The sequence below is a fragment of the Enterococcus sp. LJL51 genome (genome assembly GCF_049894025.1).
GTDB lineage: Bacteria > Bacillota > Bacilli > Lactobacillales > Enterococcaceae > Enterococcus_L.
On sequence record NZ_JBNEQE010000021.1, the window covers coordinates 1 to 15,961 of the forward strand.

Consider the following 15,961-nt stretch of genomic DNA (forward strand, 5'->3'; position numbering starts at 1 on the left):
AATTACATTAAGAATTATAATACCCATAGAATTCAACGGAAGTTGGGTTATCTATCACCGATAGCCTATCGAAAACAGACCGTTTAATCGCCTCTCTTTTGCCCTCTCACTTTTGGGGGTCAGTGCCCTTTTCTCACAACCTCTTGATGCTATCGTAACGAAGTGTAGTAAGCTGCTTCTGTCCTCCGTTGATTCGGATGGTAGAGCAGACGTAGTTTGGATATTTAGTTATATTCCAAACTTATTTTGATTCTCCTCCTATGACATCGATGTCATTTACAATCCAGCAGCCCTTACATATAATTAAAAAAACGCCAAAAGTCGTTTACGCGTTATAAAAACCCTAATAAAATCAGCATTTCTCAGGACCTTTTTAGAAATGCTGATATATCTTCACAAAAAGGAGGCAGGTAAAAGAAAACAAATTGATTCAAGTAAATAGTTGGGGAAAGAGTAAAAAATAAAAAAGTTGTTTAGATCCGTTTTAAGAACAATACGCTTCACATATGATGATTGACAGCGGCTGCCTTTACTGTTATTTGTCTCACTTACTACAATCTATTTGTACTAATCATGACAAATCAGCACTAAACAGCTAAAAGTGATGTATATTCTAAATAGCCCGGAGCATAAGATTTTAGGAGGTCTTATGTTTCGGGCTTCTTGCTGATTCGATAGCTATTATTTTTCTATTTTACTAAAACTCTCCTTTGCGAAAGCGTTCCAAGTCATCCTGCCATTCCTTTAGCAGCTTATCGCTTAGAACCTTATCACCAAAAAGCTTTGCACACTGAATACTATCCCTATATTTATCTTCAGCCTTTTTCCAGTTTTTTTGAGAAAAAAGCCAGTATTTTCCTTCCAACATTTTTACTATAGGTTTTTTTTGAAAATCTTGACTGACCTGTATAATATTATTCAAAAAATCTATTGCATCAAGTAGTCTATCATGATAATTGAATTCCAAAAAGATACTACTTGCTGTCAATGCCACTCTGTTTAATACTATTAACTCAGCTTGATTGTAATCCTCTATATGATTTACCAAATTATCAAATAAATAGTTGAATGTCTTTTCATCATAATCTTTGTAATGGATATAATGAAAATATAAATTAATAATCAGCAAATCATTGATTGAATAGTTCTTTTTTAACAGTAACTGAGAAAAGTAATCTTCCAAGAGCTCCTCTCCAAAAGCTGCCTCCTTCGTTAAGTGGATTATCATCACCGCTTGTTGAACATCAATTATAACCTGCTCTTCTTCCGGAAGTTTATCGTAATAAGTATCATAAATTTCCAAAAAATAGTTTTCTTTTTTTCCTACCAATTTTTCCTCTTTATATGTATACATTTTATATAGCTTTTCCTTTAACTGCTCATACCTTCTAGGCAACTCCACATGCCTTTCGTCAACTAATTGACCTATAGGAACACACAGCTGTTTTGATATGAACCCCAGCTTAGGCAAGGTTGGTAAAGACTCGCCAGCCTCGATCCGTGCCAGCTGACGAACGGTCAGCTCAGCTTCCGTATCACAAAATTCTGCCCGGGATAAGCCTTTGGATTCCCGTAATCCCCTGATTTTCTTACCCAACTCTTCCTTAATATTTTCCATAGCGCCACCTTTACTTATCCTTCTTGGTTTGGAATATTTCGAGATCGCTCTCCCATTCCAGCATAATCTTTTCACTTAATACTTGGTCTCCATGTAATTGTGCTAATTGAGCTCCTTCTTGATATTTCTGTTTCGCTATCTTTATATTTCCTTGGGAATGAAGATAGTATTTTCCTTCAATCATATCCATTACAGGTTTCTTTTGAAAATCTTGATTTATCTCCATAATCCTTTCGGAAACTGAAACAATCTCAATCATTTTTTCATACCTATTATTAATTTCCATTACAGTAACTGCTGTCAATAATAATTTACTTAACAAAAACAATTCAGTTTCCATAAAAATTGCTAGTTGATCTACTACTTTACTAACAATTAATATAAATATTTTTTCGTCATAATTATTATAAAAGATACAATGAAAATACAGATTAATAATCAACAAATCGTTTGTTGTATATTTTTTTTCTGCATAATTTGATAAAAATAGTCATTAAGTAGCCCTTCACCAAAATCTGCATTTTCGGTTAAATGGACATCCATCGCAGCTTGTTGTACATCAATAGCCAACTGTTCTTCTTCAGGTAATCGACTATAATAATTTTCATATATTTCACTAAAATATTTTTCTTGTTTTAAAAGTCGTTCTTTTTCATTATAGGTAGAGAGTCTATATAATCTATGTTTTAGTTGTAAATATCTCTTTGGTAATTCAACATGTTCTTTATCAATCAACTGACTAACAGGAACTGATAACTGTTTGGCTATAAAATCTAACTTAGGCAGTGTTGGCAATGATTCTCCCGCCTCTATTCTAACCAGCTGGCGAACAGTCAGCTCAGCTTCCGTATCACAAAATTCTGCCCGGGATAAGCCTTTTTCCTCCCGCAGCTTCCTAATTTTCTTTCCTAATTGATCTTTAATGTCTTCCACATTTTCACCCCCTCTTCTCGACTATAAAACAATTGAAAACAAGAAGCAATAGCTTGCTGACCTATTGACCATTTTCTCTATGTATTTCAGTATTTTAGCCTTGATATAAAAGAGAAGCAGCAGCTGTTTGACGGCTACTGCTTTTGTCCTGCTAAATCAATCTAGGCATCCTATTACTTATTCAACATAGTATCGCAACACGGTATGCATCTTTTCGAGGGCAGTTTTTCTTGCGTCCTTTAAATAAATTTCTTTATGTGCTAGGGTTCTGCGAGTCAAACCGTTTTGCTCGCAATACACATCCATTTTAGCAAAGCTCTCCGGCTCATCATCATAGGGACCCACATGAAGAATCTGAACACAATGTCCCTCTTCCAACTCTTCAAATTTTACGCTGTTGTTACTGGAACTAGGTTTCTTTTTACTCACCTGCTCGATATTCATCAACGCTACTTCTTCAGTGACAAAATCCGGCTGGCGAATCATCAGCTTATAAATCAAATCTTCCTTATCAAATGTGCCATCCGGCCGAACATCTTCCTTGTTTAGCGTCCAGATACCTTCTAATGGATATACTACATACTCCTCATAGCCTTCTGGTATGAAGCCACTCTTCGGCATCATTTTCATTCCCCACGACATAGCAAATAATGCTCCAGTATCTATACCAAACTGCTCGTTATTTGGATTTCCCTTCCCAGTAATTGTGTAAAATTTTTGTTTAGGAATCGTTAGTTCCATCGGTTTTTTCTTGGGAAAATACAATTCTTTTTCTTCTTTGCGCCATTCATGCTTCATATGTTTGCCCTCCCTGATACTTTGTTTTTGTATAGTCCTATTATAAACTATGACCTTAAGGAACGAGTCAAGAGATTTTGTTTATTATAGAATTAACAAAGAGGAGATAAGACAATCCTATGCCCTATCTCCTAGAATCTGGCTAAAGAAGAAGCCTACGACTTCCCCTAATCCGAGAAGACCGCTCAGCGATACATGTTAGATACTTTAGAAAATTTTTAATACAATATAAAGAAGAATGATTGTTAGAATTCCTGACCCCAAAGCCAACAGCCATTTTTGCCGTTTCAGGTGGCGGCGTTCTTTTTCAACCTGCTCAGTCGTCATTTCTTTATTCTCCATAAAACTTAATATTTCAGAATAGGTTTGAACATCATGCTTCTTCTTCAGGCGTTCAATCGCAACTGCGGCTCCCAGCATGATACTCATGCCAATAGCGGGACCCACGGCTCCTAACCAGCCATAATATTTTACCAAGGGCATTAAGGCAATCATCAGGATAAAGCCTCCACACATCACCCACGCCAAATGGTTCATCTTTCTTACCTCTACTGTTTTTTTCATCATTGGAACATCTCCTCTCACTAATTCGTCAAGAGAGACTTCAAAATAATCACTAAGCAGAAGCAGACTCTGCAAATCAGGATAGCTTCGTCCTGTCTCCCAATTCGAAACGGTTTGTCTGGAAACATGAACGACCTCAGCTAACCCTTCTTGAGAGAGCTGTTTTATTTTTCGATGTTTTTTTAATTGCTCACTGATTTTCATAAAATCTCCTTTCGACACCTTAAAGATAGCCAATAATATATCTTCTTTCTACCAAATCTCTTTGACAAAGAAGAAAAAACAGTGATAAAAGTTTTTGACAAGCTTATTATATCAGTATTTCCTGTAAATTTGGGATTTTTTCTTGCTTTTTATTTCTAAACAAATGAACAAATATTTTTCTACATTTTATTAACGTCAACAAATAGCTTACTAATAAAATCACGTTATTTTATCTCTATTCTTTTCTATTATTTAATCCAGGCTTCCGGGCTTTTCTGCGATGACTGCTACTGTTTCACTATTCACATTAAAAGGAGCTCCTGCAACATTCTCATAGAACTCTCTAACTACAAAACCCGCTGCTTCTAACTCTCCGAGCAATGTTTCCCTAGTTGAAAAGTATTTCCAGATATTGTATATCTTTTGCTGTTCATTCGTATTAACAATCGCTTGATCTAAAACAAGATTTCCGCTATATTTCTTTGTTCGACTTAGAACAATATGCTCCCCATCTGACCAGAAGCTGCTTTCTCCCCAATAACTCCACTGTGATTTTTCTTGGACTTCTGCTAACTGATTGATTGTAAAGTTATCCATCAGTAACTGACCGCCTTCATTCAAAGAATCAAAGATTACAGCTAATGTTTTCCTACGTTCTTCTTCATTAAGTGCTCCATAATCGCAATAAATGAAGAGGGCTAAATCATACGCTGTAGACGGTTGCCACTCTAAATAGTTAGCTTGAATATACTTAATCCCCAACCGCTGTTCTTCAGCCCTACGCTGCCCTTTTGTAATCGACCGCCGAGAAAAATCAATGCCTGTTACTTGATACTCTCTCTTAGCTAAGCGTTCTGCATATAAGCCCGGACCACAACCAAAATCAATCACTTTTGAAAATTGTTTAACAGGAAACTCTTTTTCGATCCAATCTACAGAAGCATCAATAAATGCCGCTTTTCTACTAGCACCATCAAAATCGGGATCTAAATGTGCCGTTAACAGCTGTTGGGAAATATAGGAATCATTCCAGATATTTCCATTGCCTTTTTCATAGGCCTGCGGCAGCCTATAGTCCTTTACTTGTCTTTTTGTCATTTCCTTTCCCTCCTAAATAAAATAAAACACAAAAAAAGCTGTAGAGTCTATTTACTCTACAGCTTAGAAAAAGGCTCAGCTAGAGTAAATAAAACCATTGAAGCAAGCCTAAATAAGCATCCCCTTTGAGAATGTTTTTTGCTTGTTCAATTGATTTTATCTACTCGTTTCCAATAACTTTTATCCTGCCGATTATACAGAATCAAAAGAAATCGGATGCTTCACCAGCCTTATTTTTGTGTTTCAACTAGTTTAACAGAATTTTTCTAAAAATGAAACCCTGTTTATGTGGCAGCTCGTTTGAAGCAATAGGGTAAATGATCATCAACAAGACCTGCTGCCTGCATAAATGCATAAACTGTTGTGGTACCTAAAAATTTAAAGCCTCTTTTTTTCAAATCCTTGCTGATTCTATCTGATAGTCCTGTCGAAGCTGGCACTTCGTTTGCTTCTTGCCAGTGATTAACTAGCGGCTGGTAGTCAACAAATGACCAAATATATTGATCAAAGCTGCCAAACTCTTGCTGAACAGCTATAAATTTTTGAGCGTTGGTTATTGCTGCTGCAATCTTTAGTTTATGCCTGATAACACCTGGATTTTGAAGCAGCGCCGCTTCTTTCTGTTCCGTATAAGATGCAATCTTCTTATAATCAAATTGATCAAATGCCTCTGTCAACGTTGCTCTTTTTTTCAAAATTGTTGACCAGCTCAGACCAGCCTGCATGCTTTCTAATAATAAAAATTCAAAGAGCTTTTGATCATCATGAACAGGTACACCCCATTCTTCATCATGATATGTTTGGTCCAATTCACTAGTGTTTGCCCACTCACATCGTACAGTTTTCATAGATTACCTCCGTTATCCTTTTATTTAGGATACCACAAGAACGTACGTTTGCATACGCGAACTATACTTTTTTATGAAGAAAGCGATACAACGTCAAAAAAAAAACAGAATAAAGACACTGAGACTGCTGCAGCTTCTGAATGCCGGATTTTACTCAAACACTCAGAAGCAGTTTCTCTTTAGAAAATTCTTCTGGTTTTTTCAGTTATACAATAAAGAGCCAACTGTTCCATGTATTGGAATTCCAAAGTATGGTTCATTTGTGTTACTGTGCCCATATGTTCATCTTGAATTAAAAAACCAGTCATTTCTACAGTCAAAATACTCCCCTCCTTCCTAAAAATAGTCTATAAAAGTGTAGCATAAAATGTCTCGCGGATAATTGTTTAACTAGAATCAAGTTAAGGGGATCGGGTCGCTTCGCCTCTGTGCGCCAAAACGAACAAAAACCACTATCTCATGGCTTCTAGCCATTCGACCTACGACGGCAGCCCCAACAATGGGTTGGGGGATTCAAGAGCATGAGGTCTTTCTTTTAGCCGTCCATTCCTTAAAGCCTCTTAGAGTACTTAACAGGCTCTCTACGTTGATTTACCATGGACACAATACCTTGCTTATCATTCCGCTTTTCTACTAGCGACTATTGCCGATAACACACTCTGCTGAAAGTAATAAACTGCTTCACTTATACAACTTAATCCTCATGTTTTTGTCTCTGGCAAGCATAGCAAGTGCATATACACTTACAAAAAAATTGGAAATTTAGGGCACACCCCAACCCCAATTTTTCGCCATATGTTATCATGTTGCTCTGCTCGCAAAACGAAAAGATCAGGACAATGTTGTCATTTTTTCGCTATTTCTTGCTAAACTTTCTTTTGCTTTCGTTCCCCATGATCCTTTGAGCGAACTAGACAAATCACTTGTTATACCGTCCATGCTTCCTTTAGTAACGGCTAAAGTATCTGTCTTACTTTTCTTTAGCTTATCTTTTTTCGTTTTTACCTTTGCAAGAGCTGTACTTGCAATCGAGGTCTGAATAATCATCTTTTCCATCTGTTTAACCATTTGTTTTTTTAAATCTGCAATATCCAACATTTCTTGTGTCATTCTTCTTCTCGTCCTATCTCATACAACTGTTCTTCTAAATTATCTCTTTCTCGTTGATACCTCAATCTGTGGTTTTCTAATACATCATCTACTCGTTGCTGCTCTCTTTGGATCTCATGCATAAGTTCCTCTCGTCCATTTTCAATCAATCGCATAGAGGACAAGAGTTCACTTTCTTCTACACCAAACTTACGTAAATAATACGCTGTAGAATCTGAAAATTCATCCAATGAACGATTGACCTGATTTCGTTCATACATCAATTGTTCACCCTGATCTTCATAATATCGACGGTTAGCTAAATAATCTGTTTCAATGTCTTCTAGTGCAAGGGGTATCGATTGTTTTTCTTGTTCTTTCGTCATCCAATCCCCACCTGTCTAGCTAAGTCTTTATCAGTAGCCAACTGCTGAGCAACACTGGATTGAATTTGATTGGCTAATGAAATAAAATCTGCCCCAATTGCCTCTATCTCTCCAAAATCACTCTTTAAATCAGAAATAGGTTCTGTAACTAGCGTACTCTTCGTACAACCTCCGGCAGACAATGCAGAGAGTATTTCTCCTTCTTCCAAATGCGCCCCTACATTTCGGGCAGTTGTAAGAGTTTCTTCCCATAACGGTTCAATTGCGCTGATTTCTTGTTTATACTCTATTTCTAAGTTACTGATTGCCTGTTCCACCAACTGGTAAATACCGTCAACAATCGCTAACACTCGTTGACTATCTATAAAAATTTCTTCCGAAGAAGACAACCCACCACCGCTTGTTTTCAATTTTTGCTCAAGTAATGCTAACAGATTCATCTGTCCTTGAATAAATATTTTTGTCTGTGCCGTTCGCACCGCAATCATTTTTCCTTGAGGCACACGTAAATTTCCGTGCTGATCATAATCATAGCCACCCCACATGTGGCGGTCAATTAGCCCAACATCTTCTTTTGAATCGACAGGAATAATCATTCCTATTCCTTTCAAGCCGTAGCCAATTGGCACATAATCTTTCATATCCACATAATTAAATACACGATCTCGTAATTTATCGGCTTGCTTTTTTTGATCGTCTGTCAATAAACCATAAATATTCGGCCCTTGATACAAATAAGCACTACGAATACGATCTGAGTATTTACTTTCAGAGAGCGCATATTGACCGTTCATTGAACCTAATGAATGCCCATAAATATCAAAATAAGCATTCTCATATAATGCCATTTGTTCATTCAATGTTTTTGCAGAAGAAACCAATTGAGGAGTCGGTCCTGTAAACTCATTTGAAAGAATCTGTTTTGCAATAGCAGCATCATTCGTTACCCAGTCTTTCCAAACATCTCCAATATCACTGTTCATTGGATTCATTGTCTGCAACGACGGAGCAGTAGATCCTCGATACAACACAGTAACAGTTGTCACACTAGCTAATTCTTCTTGTGTGGGATTAGTAGGTAATTTCTTATCTGTCACAATATAAGTTTGTTCGCCAGTCTCTGTATTATTTACTACTTTTGATACATAGCCTATTGAACCTATATTTTCTACAGGAACTTTATCTCCAACTTCATAATCAGAGTATTGCTTCCATGCAATATTTTCTCTATCTTTATCGGTAAATTTATTCATCATAAACACCACTTTCGCCTAGATAATCATCTAAATCTGCTGATATTCTTACAGGAATAAGCTCAACATCGCTATATTCTTCTGTCTCAGCCTGTACATATTTTCTAAAACCAACAGAAAAAGCTAATTCCTCATCATTATTTACATACCCTTGAACCATTATTCCTCCCATAGGATTATGCTTTACAGTAGAATAATCAATTTCAACAGTCTTGATTTTACACAAGGAATCATTTTGCTTTAACCACTCATCTACTAAAAATTTATTCTCCTCAACCACCTTTGTCATCTCATCTTGAAATTGCTTTTCATCCATATACCATTTCACTCCTAGTCCTATAATAATTAACGAAACCAATCCAATAAGCTTGAAAAAAACACTTTTCCTAATTTTTCTTATTTCAGAAATATGCGGTTCTTCTTCCATACCTTTATTATGTTCAGTCATAAATACTTCTCCTATTTTGTATATAATAATTTAGTTTACCATACAAAAAGATACACTTAAATAAGCCTATGCCCTTTTCTGATTTTTTTACATAGTCACGTTCTAACTTTCTCAGATAGGCTCGCTTTTTCAGCTCATACAATGCCCCTCCTAAGCGTGAATAATACCAATCACTTTTTGAGATATGGGCTAACTCTTCTCGACATAGAGCTATTTTAGCTAATAAGCCGTCAGGACAGCACGCCTTTTTATTGTATTGCTCTTTCACCAATACAGAAGAATAATTGGCTTCCGTATCCTCATTTTTTACACTTTTCCGCAAAGTTAAATTCGTGTTTTTATCCCCTAAACCTCTTTAAATCGCTGATACGACATTTCTCGACGTGTTGGTTCAATACAATTTACACAGTTAAACAAACGAGTACCACTCGGATAAAAGCGCAAACGTCCGCCTTTAATTACCGCTTTGCTGGGGTTCGATTTTGTCGTGTGAAGCCCTCTTGTATTCGCCAACGATTCATCCAATAAATCAACAGTTTCATTGTCGAAATATTCCTCCTCCAAAATAGCCTGTTCATAGTTATCGACACGCTAAGGGATACCTAAATCTTCTAAAGGCAAATCAGCCATTTACTCTCTTTGTAAGAGAGTAAATGGCTGATTTATCCGTATTCAAATGGGAAGCTGGAAGCTATGAATACTCATATAAAGACATTGAAACGTGTCTCTTATGGTTTTAAATCCTTTCAAAATATGAAAACACGGATTTTTCTTATGAACGATTTGATGAAAATGAACGAACAAAGAAGCTGGTTATCGAAAGTCTTTCTCTTTCAACAACCAACCTCTTTTTTCTACTCATCAGCCCGATTTGACAATGAGCCCGGATAACATGCGTAATGTACCTAAATGCGCAGAAGCACGCTCAAAACAACGCAGAAAGTTAAAATACTGATTCGACGCTTCTTTCACATCAGATACACGCTCACGAAATGTCACCGTTAAAAACAGCTCATTTTTGCACCTGTGAAATTGGCATTAATCTGATAACCCAGATTTTTAAACGTCTGACGTAACGAATTTTCATTATCTGCTCGAGTTTCAGATTGCAATTGAAACTCTTTGATCTCCCCTGTCGCCAGTAATACATAGCGGTGTTTATCTAATTTTTTGATACGAGCTTGCCGGTTTGCATGCTCATATACATCAATAGCTATTTATAGATTGCCCAGTAATTCAACGCTTCATTTCCTAGCTCTTCAGCTGTGTACTGGGTTCTTGAATGCCCCTTCGTCTCGGAGTCATTGGGGTCATTCAACCAGAATTTTCCGTCACTAACCCCTGTTAGAACCATAATATGACCAGTTTCAGTGAATTTTCCCGGCTGCACGGAAATGAGTACTGGGTGTCCCTGACTCAAATGATTTTCCACCATACTCATATCACTCAATTCTTCATACATATAGCCTTTTGCTACAGCAAAATCATAAAATATGGTCCAATTTGTTCCCTGTCCTTCAATGAAATAGTTGCTTTGAGACCAATCCAAAATAGCCTGCGGCTGAACATCTCCCCCATCTAGGTAAGAAGAAATCATCGCCAGAGATACTATGGCACAACCATTTTTTTCTAACGTGTTATTTTCACCAGTGCCGTACGGAGTTGCTTTCCAACGTTCATCTGTCTGTAAAATCAGCGGCACTTTAATTCTTCCTGCAAATTTATCCTGTTGAATCTCTTGATTGATTTGTTCCACATAACTTAGCGGTTGTACTTCCTGTGTTTCCTGGGTACTTTCCTCGGTCTTTTTCTTTTCAACCGGCACTTCTTTTTTGAATAGACTTGAAAATCCCGCTTCCATTGGAGCTGCTTTCCCTAGCAAAGCACCTAGTAACGCTGCAGCTGCCAATAATCCTATTATCAGTTTCTTAGGTTCTATTTTCTGCATAAATACGCTCACTCTCTTCTATGTCTCCTCGTTTAAGAGGCTCTCTCTTAATCTTACAGAAATGAGAAAAAAAAGCAACAGAAAATCTAATGAGAAAAGGGAACATATTTTCTTGAAATTCAAGAGAAATTTGGTTAGAATAGATATAGTATTATGCAAGGTGTCTTTACATGAAGGAGGTAGAAGAATGGATAACAAACATAAATCAACAATGAAAAGTATTTCCAGACTCATTACCCAATCTTCTCAAAATTTCTTCTCAGCTCTTTTAGAGGATGGTAAAGATAAAAAAGAAAAATCAAAAGAGCTGGAAAAAATTCTGAAAGAATTACAGTTGGCGGCTGCACAAAAAAGTCTTGTTGTCCTTCAACTGAAAGAAAGTCCGGCTTCCCAAAAGTTTGAAACAGTTTCCGGGTGGATTGTTTCAAAAAATATTACGGATACAGTTATGCTGCGTTCTCAAGAAGATTCACAGCAAATTCGAATGATTGCTGTAGAGCATATCAAACGAATTAGTCGATTAACTACTTCTGATAAACGTCAGATTAAATAGCAAGTATATAAAGATATAAATGTAAAGCTGTTTTCTCATAGTTCCCCTATGAGAAAACAGCTTTTTTATTTCCAATTAAACAAAACCTTAAATTGGTATATATGAAAAAACACAATATTAATAAAGGTTTTTACTATTTTATAATTAAATGGTATACTTGTTATGTAATAAGAAAGGAGGAAAATAAATAACGAAGAACCTGATTCATTAACTAAACTGAGCTTGCTGAAAACTACTTCTTTTTATAACGCCAACGGTGGACCTAAAGTCCCTGTTATTTAGGAAGCCGTCACGGCAAACAAGTTAATGAGCACACTACAAAAGTTGCTTAATTTTACATCTATTAAGACATCACATGTTCCGGGTCTAGCTACACATGGATGGATTTGATTGGCACTAAGCGACGATGTTTTACCTACGAAAATGGTAGCGCTATCATTTATATTGAAGCTATTCAAAATAAAACCAACCCCCTTTAAGACGCTTTTATTTGTTATAATAAAAAATATTTTAATTTTAATGTAAGAAAAGATTGTAATTTTCAAAAAAATTAATTATAATTACGTTTAACCATGATTAAGTTCAATGGAAAAAATTTTGGAGGGATTTAAATGAAAAAAGTGAAATTAGTAAACACATTTGCATTGATTATGTTAGGAATGGGTATTGCGTGCTCAGCAGGTCAGCCTGCATTTGCAGAGAGTCAGACTGCTGCACAAACACAAGTGGAAACAGTCCAGCAAGAAAAATATGCACTAGAAGACTTAAAAGAGAAAGTTGCTGGAACCTCTTATGAAGATGAAGTTAATCAGTTACTTCCAGTAATAGAAAACATTGAGCATGATGTGAATCTACCAGCTAAAAGTGCGCGTTTCAACTCAGTAACCATCTATGATCTTGATAGTATCGGCGCTCGGTTAGAGCTAATTGTAGAAATCGGAAATGCTATCGCATTTTCTGTTGAAAAGTTAGAGAACAAGGTTGAACAGGCTCATCGGGAGATTGGTGTAGAAATTACACGGGCTATTATAAAAGTTGCTGACCCATTTGCCACTACAAGTGAAATTAAACAGCAAATCATTGCATTACAGCAGTTAATGGCTAAAATTGCCGCATATCCTGACTTGGATTTAGACTCAACAGCTACCGCACCTGTGAAGCAAAAATTAAGTGATGCCATTTGGCATACACGTTTTGAGCGTGATAAAAAAGTGCTTGGAAAGGTTCCTTTTGCTGTATACAACAATCTAAATAAAGTAATAACAAAAGCTGTTTTTGTTCAGCTTAACCCTAAATCAACAGTTAGAGACGTTTATGCTTCAATCCAGAGCTTGGAAGACGCTCTTGCTTTTGCAGTAAGCCAAGCAAAATAAATTCCCCTTATTTCCAGATAAAGATTGAAAATAGTTACAACTGAATTAAAAAAAGCTCCCGTAAAGACTCTTTCTAAAAGGGGCTTTACGGGAGCTTTTAGTTATTTAACTGAGATTTTTTTATAAATATCCTACAGAAAACTTCAAACAAGCATGTCCTCTTATCAATTCCTACTTGTTTTGGGACTGACTAGTTATATAATGTCCGTTTTTGGGCAGAAACAACCTAGGAGCGAGGTTTGCAACGAGAACTAAAACAACACTCACAAGAACAGTATTGGCAATGGCGCTGCCCCCATTAAATACCAAAGAATACCAGTACGGGCTCATGCCTGCCGGTGCATAGGCGCCCCACACCAAAACTCCTGCCCAATAATGCCAGAACCAGCGGGAAACTACTGCAGTTATACTCCCTAAAATAATAAAACGAATACTTTTAGCCTTCTCTCCTTTTGAAACAGCTGCTTGAATCTTGTCCGCAAATAAGCCGCCCATACCGCCAAATGCAAAGGCAAAGGGATACTCAAAGATGATTTGAGGCACAGAAATAAAATTTTTCATCGCTGAACCAAGTACGATACTTAAAAGCCCCCAGATAAACCCTGACGTAAGTCCTGGCAGAACCCCTCTCCGATAGGAATACAAGACTAACGGAATCATCCCCAATGATAAATCAAAGGCGGCATTTGCCGTTTCCAGCGGAATAAAGGAAAGTGCCATCGCCATTGCTGCAACTACTGTTCCCTCAATCCAAACCCGTAAATCCATTTTTTTCGACATAAAAAAATCCTCCCTTAAAATTAGAACGAACCATTCAACAAAGGAGGAGTATATCTATCTACTCCATCACAACTTCCTACGCACGCATTAACGCAACAGGTTCAAGGGTTTAGAGTGACCTCATTCTCAGCTGTAAAGCTCCCCTATGTGATGGTGTTCTATTCAATTGATTGTCTGTTTAAAGACAAACCCAGTCTAGCATAAAGAAAAACACTTGTAAATTACATTGCTTCTTGTCCCTGCTGTTTCATCTATGATAGACTAAAACAAAAACATCTCTATAAAAGGAGTTCTTTACATGGAATTAAAACTTCACGACACGCTGGACTACTCAGTTATAAAATTTCCAGCTACCTATGAAATCCCTGAAGCATTCAATTCTCTGACGGCTTTCAAAAGTATAACCTATACAAATGATGAATGCTCTTTTGTCGTACCGACCGATTCTTTAAATACTAATCAGGCTACTGCCGTTGATTCCGGTTGGTTCATCATTCAAATCGTCGGTGAACTGGATTTTTCTCTAGTAGGCATTTTAACCCAGCTGGCTAATCCTTTGGCGGAGCAGGGAATTTCTATTTTTGCCCTTTCAACGTATAATACAGATTATCTGTTAATAAAAAACACCGAAAAAGAAAGAGCTCTCCAAACACTGATTCAAGCTGGTCACACCTTTAACTAGCCATTTACTGCTATTGATAGGAATCGTCACTCAAAGGACAGCTGCCTGTGGGCTTCATCCTTTTTTTGTAAAAAAACAGACAACCAACACTATTTACGAAACGATAAGGAGGTCTTCCATTGTCTCATTTGGCTGAAACACTTATGAATCAACTAACACCCTTCTTTGATTTATTTATTCTTTGTCTGAACGTTCTCGCAATCATCGTTCTGATTTGGGGCGTAGTTATCGCTGCTGTCGATTTTTTCAAGAGCAGCCTGGATCGTAGTCAAAAGCTGCTGATTGCTAAAAACAATAACCTGATTAAAAACTTTCTCGGCAGTTATATCCTGTTGAGCTTGGAAATCCTGATTGCCGCGGATATCATTGAGTCTGTCATTAAACCAACCTTCCAAGATATTTCCAAGCTGGCTGCTCTGGTCGTCATTCGAACGGTCATCTCTTATTTTCTCCATAAAGAAATTGAAGATGCCGAAAAGAATGAAACGGAGACAGCCACTACACTTGAAAAAAAACAGCAAAACTAATTTTCTCAAAAAAAGAGACTGGCTACCAAGCACCAGTCTCTTTTGCATTTTTATATTCTACCTTTTCTAGGCATGCTTAGGCAGTTGAATATCTAAGGCTTCCCCATTATTTTCAAAATGCCATGTTCGTTTTCCTGTATTATAGACTAAAGAAGCGATTATCGGGTCTTCTTTATAGGCATAATTCTTCGTTTTCCACAAAGAGTCCTCAATCATATAAATCGGAATGCGGTATTCCTTCCCCTGTTGTTCAATATTCTGAAAACAGAATACTACGCCTTCCTGTAAAATTGGCTTCATTTCCTTTAGCAGATCACTGCTAAGCTTATCTACAGAAACACCTCTGCGGAAAAAGCTTTTTTTGTCATTAACCTTTTCTAAGATGACACTACTGATTTTATCCGCTAAAATCTGATAGAATTCATCAATATAGCGATAATAAACTCTAGTCATTTGATCAGCAAACTCAAAGAAGACAAAGTTATTCTGCAATTTATAAAAGAACGGTGAATGCAGACTGGTTTTGGTGTGCCCAAAATACAGCAGCTCTGAGATTTCAAGAGGCGTTAATTCCTTCAGCATCGCTATGTCAGAAAAATCCATCCACTTGATCTCTTCTCCTTTTCTTCTGCGGCCTGCATCAGAAAAATGCTGATTCACATTGTCCAATCCGCGAATAATTTTCAGACCGCTATGTCTTTCATACTCACCATCTTCTGCATAAGGGTTCAGCAAAAGAAGATTTTTCGGCTTATGTACGACAGATCTGACAAAATCATAATGCGTTATTCCTTTGGATAAAACTGCGTTGCTTGTTATATCCACATGTACATAAATTAAATCCAACAATTACCAATCA

19 protein-coding genes, 2 pseudogenes and 1 riboswitch are annotated in these 15,961 nt (G+C 36.9%); of the genes and pseudogenes, 6 read left to right on the top strand and 15 right to left on the bottom strand.

Annotated elements, in window-relative coordinates; all coding sequences use genetic code 11:
* Positions 1-6 precede the first annotated feature (6 nt).
* Positions 7-87 (top strand): IS3 family transposase, encoded by an 81-nt coding sequence (locus tag ACPWSO_RS15660; protein WP_426081163.1) that lies wholly within the window; start codon positions 7-9, stop codon positions 85-87.
* A 610-nt stretch (positions 88-697) separates the two neighbouring features.
* On the opposite strand, the gene ACPWSO_RS15665 is transcribed toward ACPWSO_RS15660, so the two are convergent.
* The 12 genes and pseudogenes from ACPWSO_RS15665 to ACPWSO_RS15720 all read right to left on the bottom strand — a co-directional run bounded on the left by ACPWSO_RS15665 (position 698) and on the right by ACPWSO_RS15720 (position 9,803).
* Positions 698-1,618: a helix-turn-helix domain-containing protein gene (locus ACPWSO_RS15665; RefSeq protein ID WP_426084525.1), complete on the bottom strand. Its 921-nt coding sequence runs from the start codon at positions 1,616-1,618 to the stop codon at positions 698-700.
* A gap of 10 nt (positions 1,619-1,628) precedes the next feature.
* Positions 1,629-2,551, bottom strand: a pseudogene (locus tag ACPWSO_RS15670) (helix-turn-helix domain-containing protein).
* Positions 2,552-2,728: 177 nt separating this feature from the next.
* Positions 2,729-3,349 (bottom strand): GyrI-like domain-containing protein, encoded by a 621-nt coding sequence (locus ACPWSO_RS15675; RefSeq protein ID WP_426084526.1) that lies wholly within the window; start codon positions 3,347-3,349, stop codon positions 2,729-2,731.
* Between the two features lie 207 nt (positions 3,350-3,556).
* Positions 3,557-4,117 carry a helix-turn-helix transcriptional regulator gene (locus ACPWSO_RS15680; protein ID WP_426084527.1) on the bottom strand — a complete coding sequence of 187 codons (561 nt, stop codon included), beginning with the start codon at positions 4,115-4,117 and terminating at the stop codon, positions 3,557-3,559.
* Positions 4,118-4,369: 252 nt separating this feature from the next.
* A complete protein-coding gene (locus ACPWSO_RS15685) occupies positions 4,370-5,215 on the bottom strand; it encodes a class I SAM-dependent methyltransferase (RefSeq protein WP_426084528.1) in 846 nt (281 codons plus the stop codon).
* A 284-nt stretch (positions 5,216-5,499) separates the two neighbouring features.
* Entirely contained in the window at positions 5,500-6,063 is a 564-nt protein-coding gene (locus tag ACPWSO_RS15690) for a DNA-3-methyladenine glycosylase I (protein WP_426084529.1), read from the bottom strand.
* A gap of 179 nt (positions 6,064-6,242) precedes the next feature.
* The gene (locus ACPWSO_RS15695) at positions 6,243-6,383 is read right to left on the bottom strand and encodes a hypothetical protein (RefSeq protein WP_426084530.1); all 141 of its coding nucleotides are present in this window, start codon (positions 6,381-6,383) and stop codon (positions 6,243-6,245) included.
* Positions 6,384-6,894: 511 nt separating this feature from the next.
* Positions 6,895-7,173: a hypothetical protein gene (locus ACPWSO_RS15700; protein WP_426084531.1), complete on the bottom strand. Its 279-nt coding sequence runs from the start codon at positions 7,171-7,173 to the stop codon at positions 6,895-6,897.
* A complete protein-coding gene (locus ACPWSO_RS15705; RefSeq protein ID WP_426084532.1) occupies positions 7,170-7,538 on the bottom strand; it encodes a hypothetical protein in 369 nt (122 codons plus the stop codon). The genes ACPWSO_RS15700 and ACPWSO_RS15705 overlap by 4 nt, the downstream gene beginning before the upstream one ends.
* Positions 7,535-8,794, bottom strand: coding sequence for a hypothetical protein (locus tag ACPWSO_RS15710; RefSeq protein WP_426084533.1), 1,260 nt, complete (start codon positions 8,792-8,794; stop codon positions 7,535-7,537). The genes ACPWSO_RS15705 and ACPWSO_RS15710 overlap by 4 nt, the downstream gene beginning before the upstream one ends.
* Positions 8,784-9,239 carry a DUF1310 family protein gene (locus tag ACPWSO_RS15715; protein WP_426084534.1) on the bottom strand — a complete coding sequence of 152 codons (456 nt, stop codon included), beginning with the start codon at positions 9,237-9,239 and terminating at the stop codon, positions 8,784-8,786. The genes ACPWSO_RS15710 and ACPWSO_RS15715 overlap by 11 nt, the downstream gene beginning before the upstream one ends.
* 345 nt (positions 9,240-9,584) lie before the next feature.
* The gene (locus ACPWSO_RS15720) at positions 9,585-9,803 is read right to left on the bottom strand and encodes a hypothetical protein (protein WP_426084535.1); all 219 of its coding nucleotides are present in this window, start codon (positions 9,801-9,803) and stop codon (positions 9,585-9,587) included.
* 93 nt (positions 9,804-9,896) lie between these two features.
* Here ACPWSO_RS15720 and ACPWSO_RS15725 point away from each other — a divergent pair.
* Positions 9,897-10,034 (top strand): annotated as a pseudogene (locus ACPWSO_RS15725) (transposase); the annotation flags it as partial.
* Between the two features lie 418 nt (positions 10,035-10,452).
* On the opposite strand, the gene ACPWSO_RS15730 reads toward ACPWSO_RS15725, so the two are convergent.
* Positions 10,453-11,187: a C39 family peptidase gene (locus ACPWSO_RS15730; RefSeq protein ID WP_426084536.1), complete on the bottom strand. Its 735-nt coding sequence runs from the start codon at positions 11,185-11,187 to the stop codon at positions 10,453-10,455.
* Between the two features lie 187 nt (positions 11,188-11,374).
* Between ACPWSO_RS15730 and ACPWSO_RS15735 the strand changes: the two genes are divergently transcribed.
* Positions 11,375-11,740 carry a hypothetical protein gene (locus ACPWSO_RS15735; protein WP_426084537.1) on the top strand — a complete coding sequence of 122 codons (366 nt, stop codon included), beginning with the start codon at positions 11,375-11,377 and terminating at the stop codon, positions 11,738-11,740.
* 611 nt (positions 11,741-12,351) lie between these two features.
* Positions 12,352-13,113, top strand: coding sequence for a CAMP factor family pore-forming toxin (locus ACPWSO_RS15740; RefSeq protein WP_426084538.1), 762 nt, complete (start codon positions 12,352-12,354; stop codon positions 13,111-13,113).
* Between the two features lie 171 nt (positions 13,114-13,284).
* Here ACPWSO_RS15740 and thiT read toward each other — a convergent pair whose 3' ends face one another.
* Positions 13,285-13,893 carry an energy-coupled thiamine transporter ThiT gene (thiT, locus tag ACPWSO_RS15745; RefSeq protein WP_426084539.1) on the bottom strand — a complete coding sequence of 203 codons (609 nt, stop codon included), beginning with the start codon at positions 13,891-13,893 and terminating at the stop codon, positions 13,285-13,287.
* 55 nt (positions 13,894-13,948) lie between these two features.
* Positions 13,949-14,048: riboswitch (TPP riboswitch) on the bottom strand.
* 143 nt (positions 14,049-14,191) lie between these two features.
* On the opposite strand from thiT, the gene ACPWSO_RS15750 reads away from it, so the two are divergent.
* Together ACPWSO_RS15750 and ACPWSO_RS15755 are read left to right on the top strand one after the other, a co-directional pair.
* Positions 14,192-14,575, top strand: a complete 384-nt coding sequence (locus ACPWSO_RS15750; protein ID WP_426084540.1) for an ACT domain-containing protein — start codon at positions 14,192-14,194, stop codon at positions 14,573-14,575.
* Between the two features lie 143 nt (positions 14,576-14,718).
* Positions 14,719-15,102: a DUF1622 domain-containing protein gene (locus ACPWSO_RS15755; protein WP_426084587.1), complete on the top strand. Its 384-nt coding sequence runs from the start codon at positions 14,719-14,721 to the stop codon at positions 15,100-15,102.
* 66 nt (positions 15,103-15,168) lie between these two features.
* Here the strand turns inward: ACPWSO_RS15755 and ACPWSO_RS15760 are convergent, their stop codons facing one another.
* Positions 15,169-15,951, bottom strand: a complete 783-nt coding sequence (locus ACPWSO_RS15760) for a hypothetical protein (protein WP_426084541.1) — start codon at positions 15,949-15,951, stop codon at positions 15,169-15,171.
* Positions 15,952-15,961 lie beyond the last annotated feature (10 nt).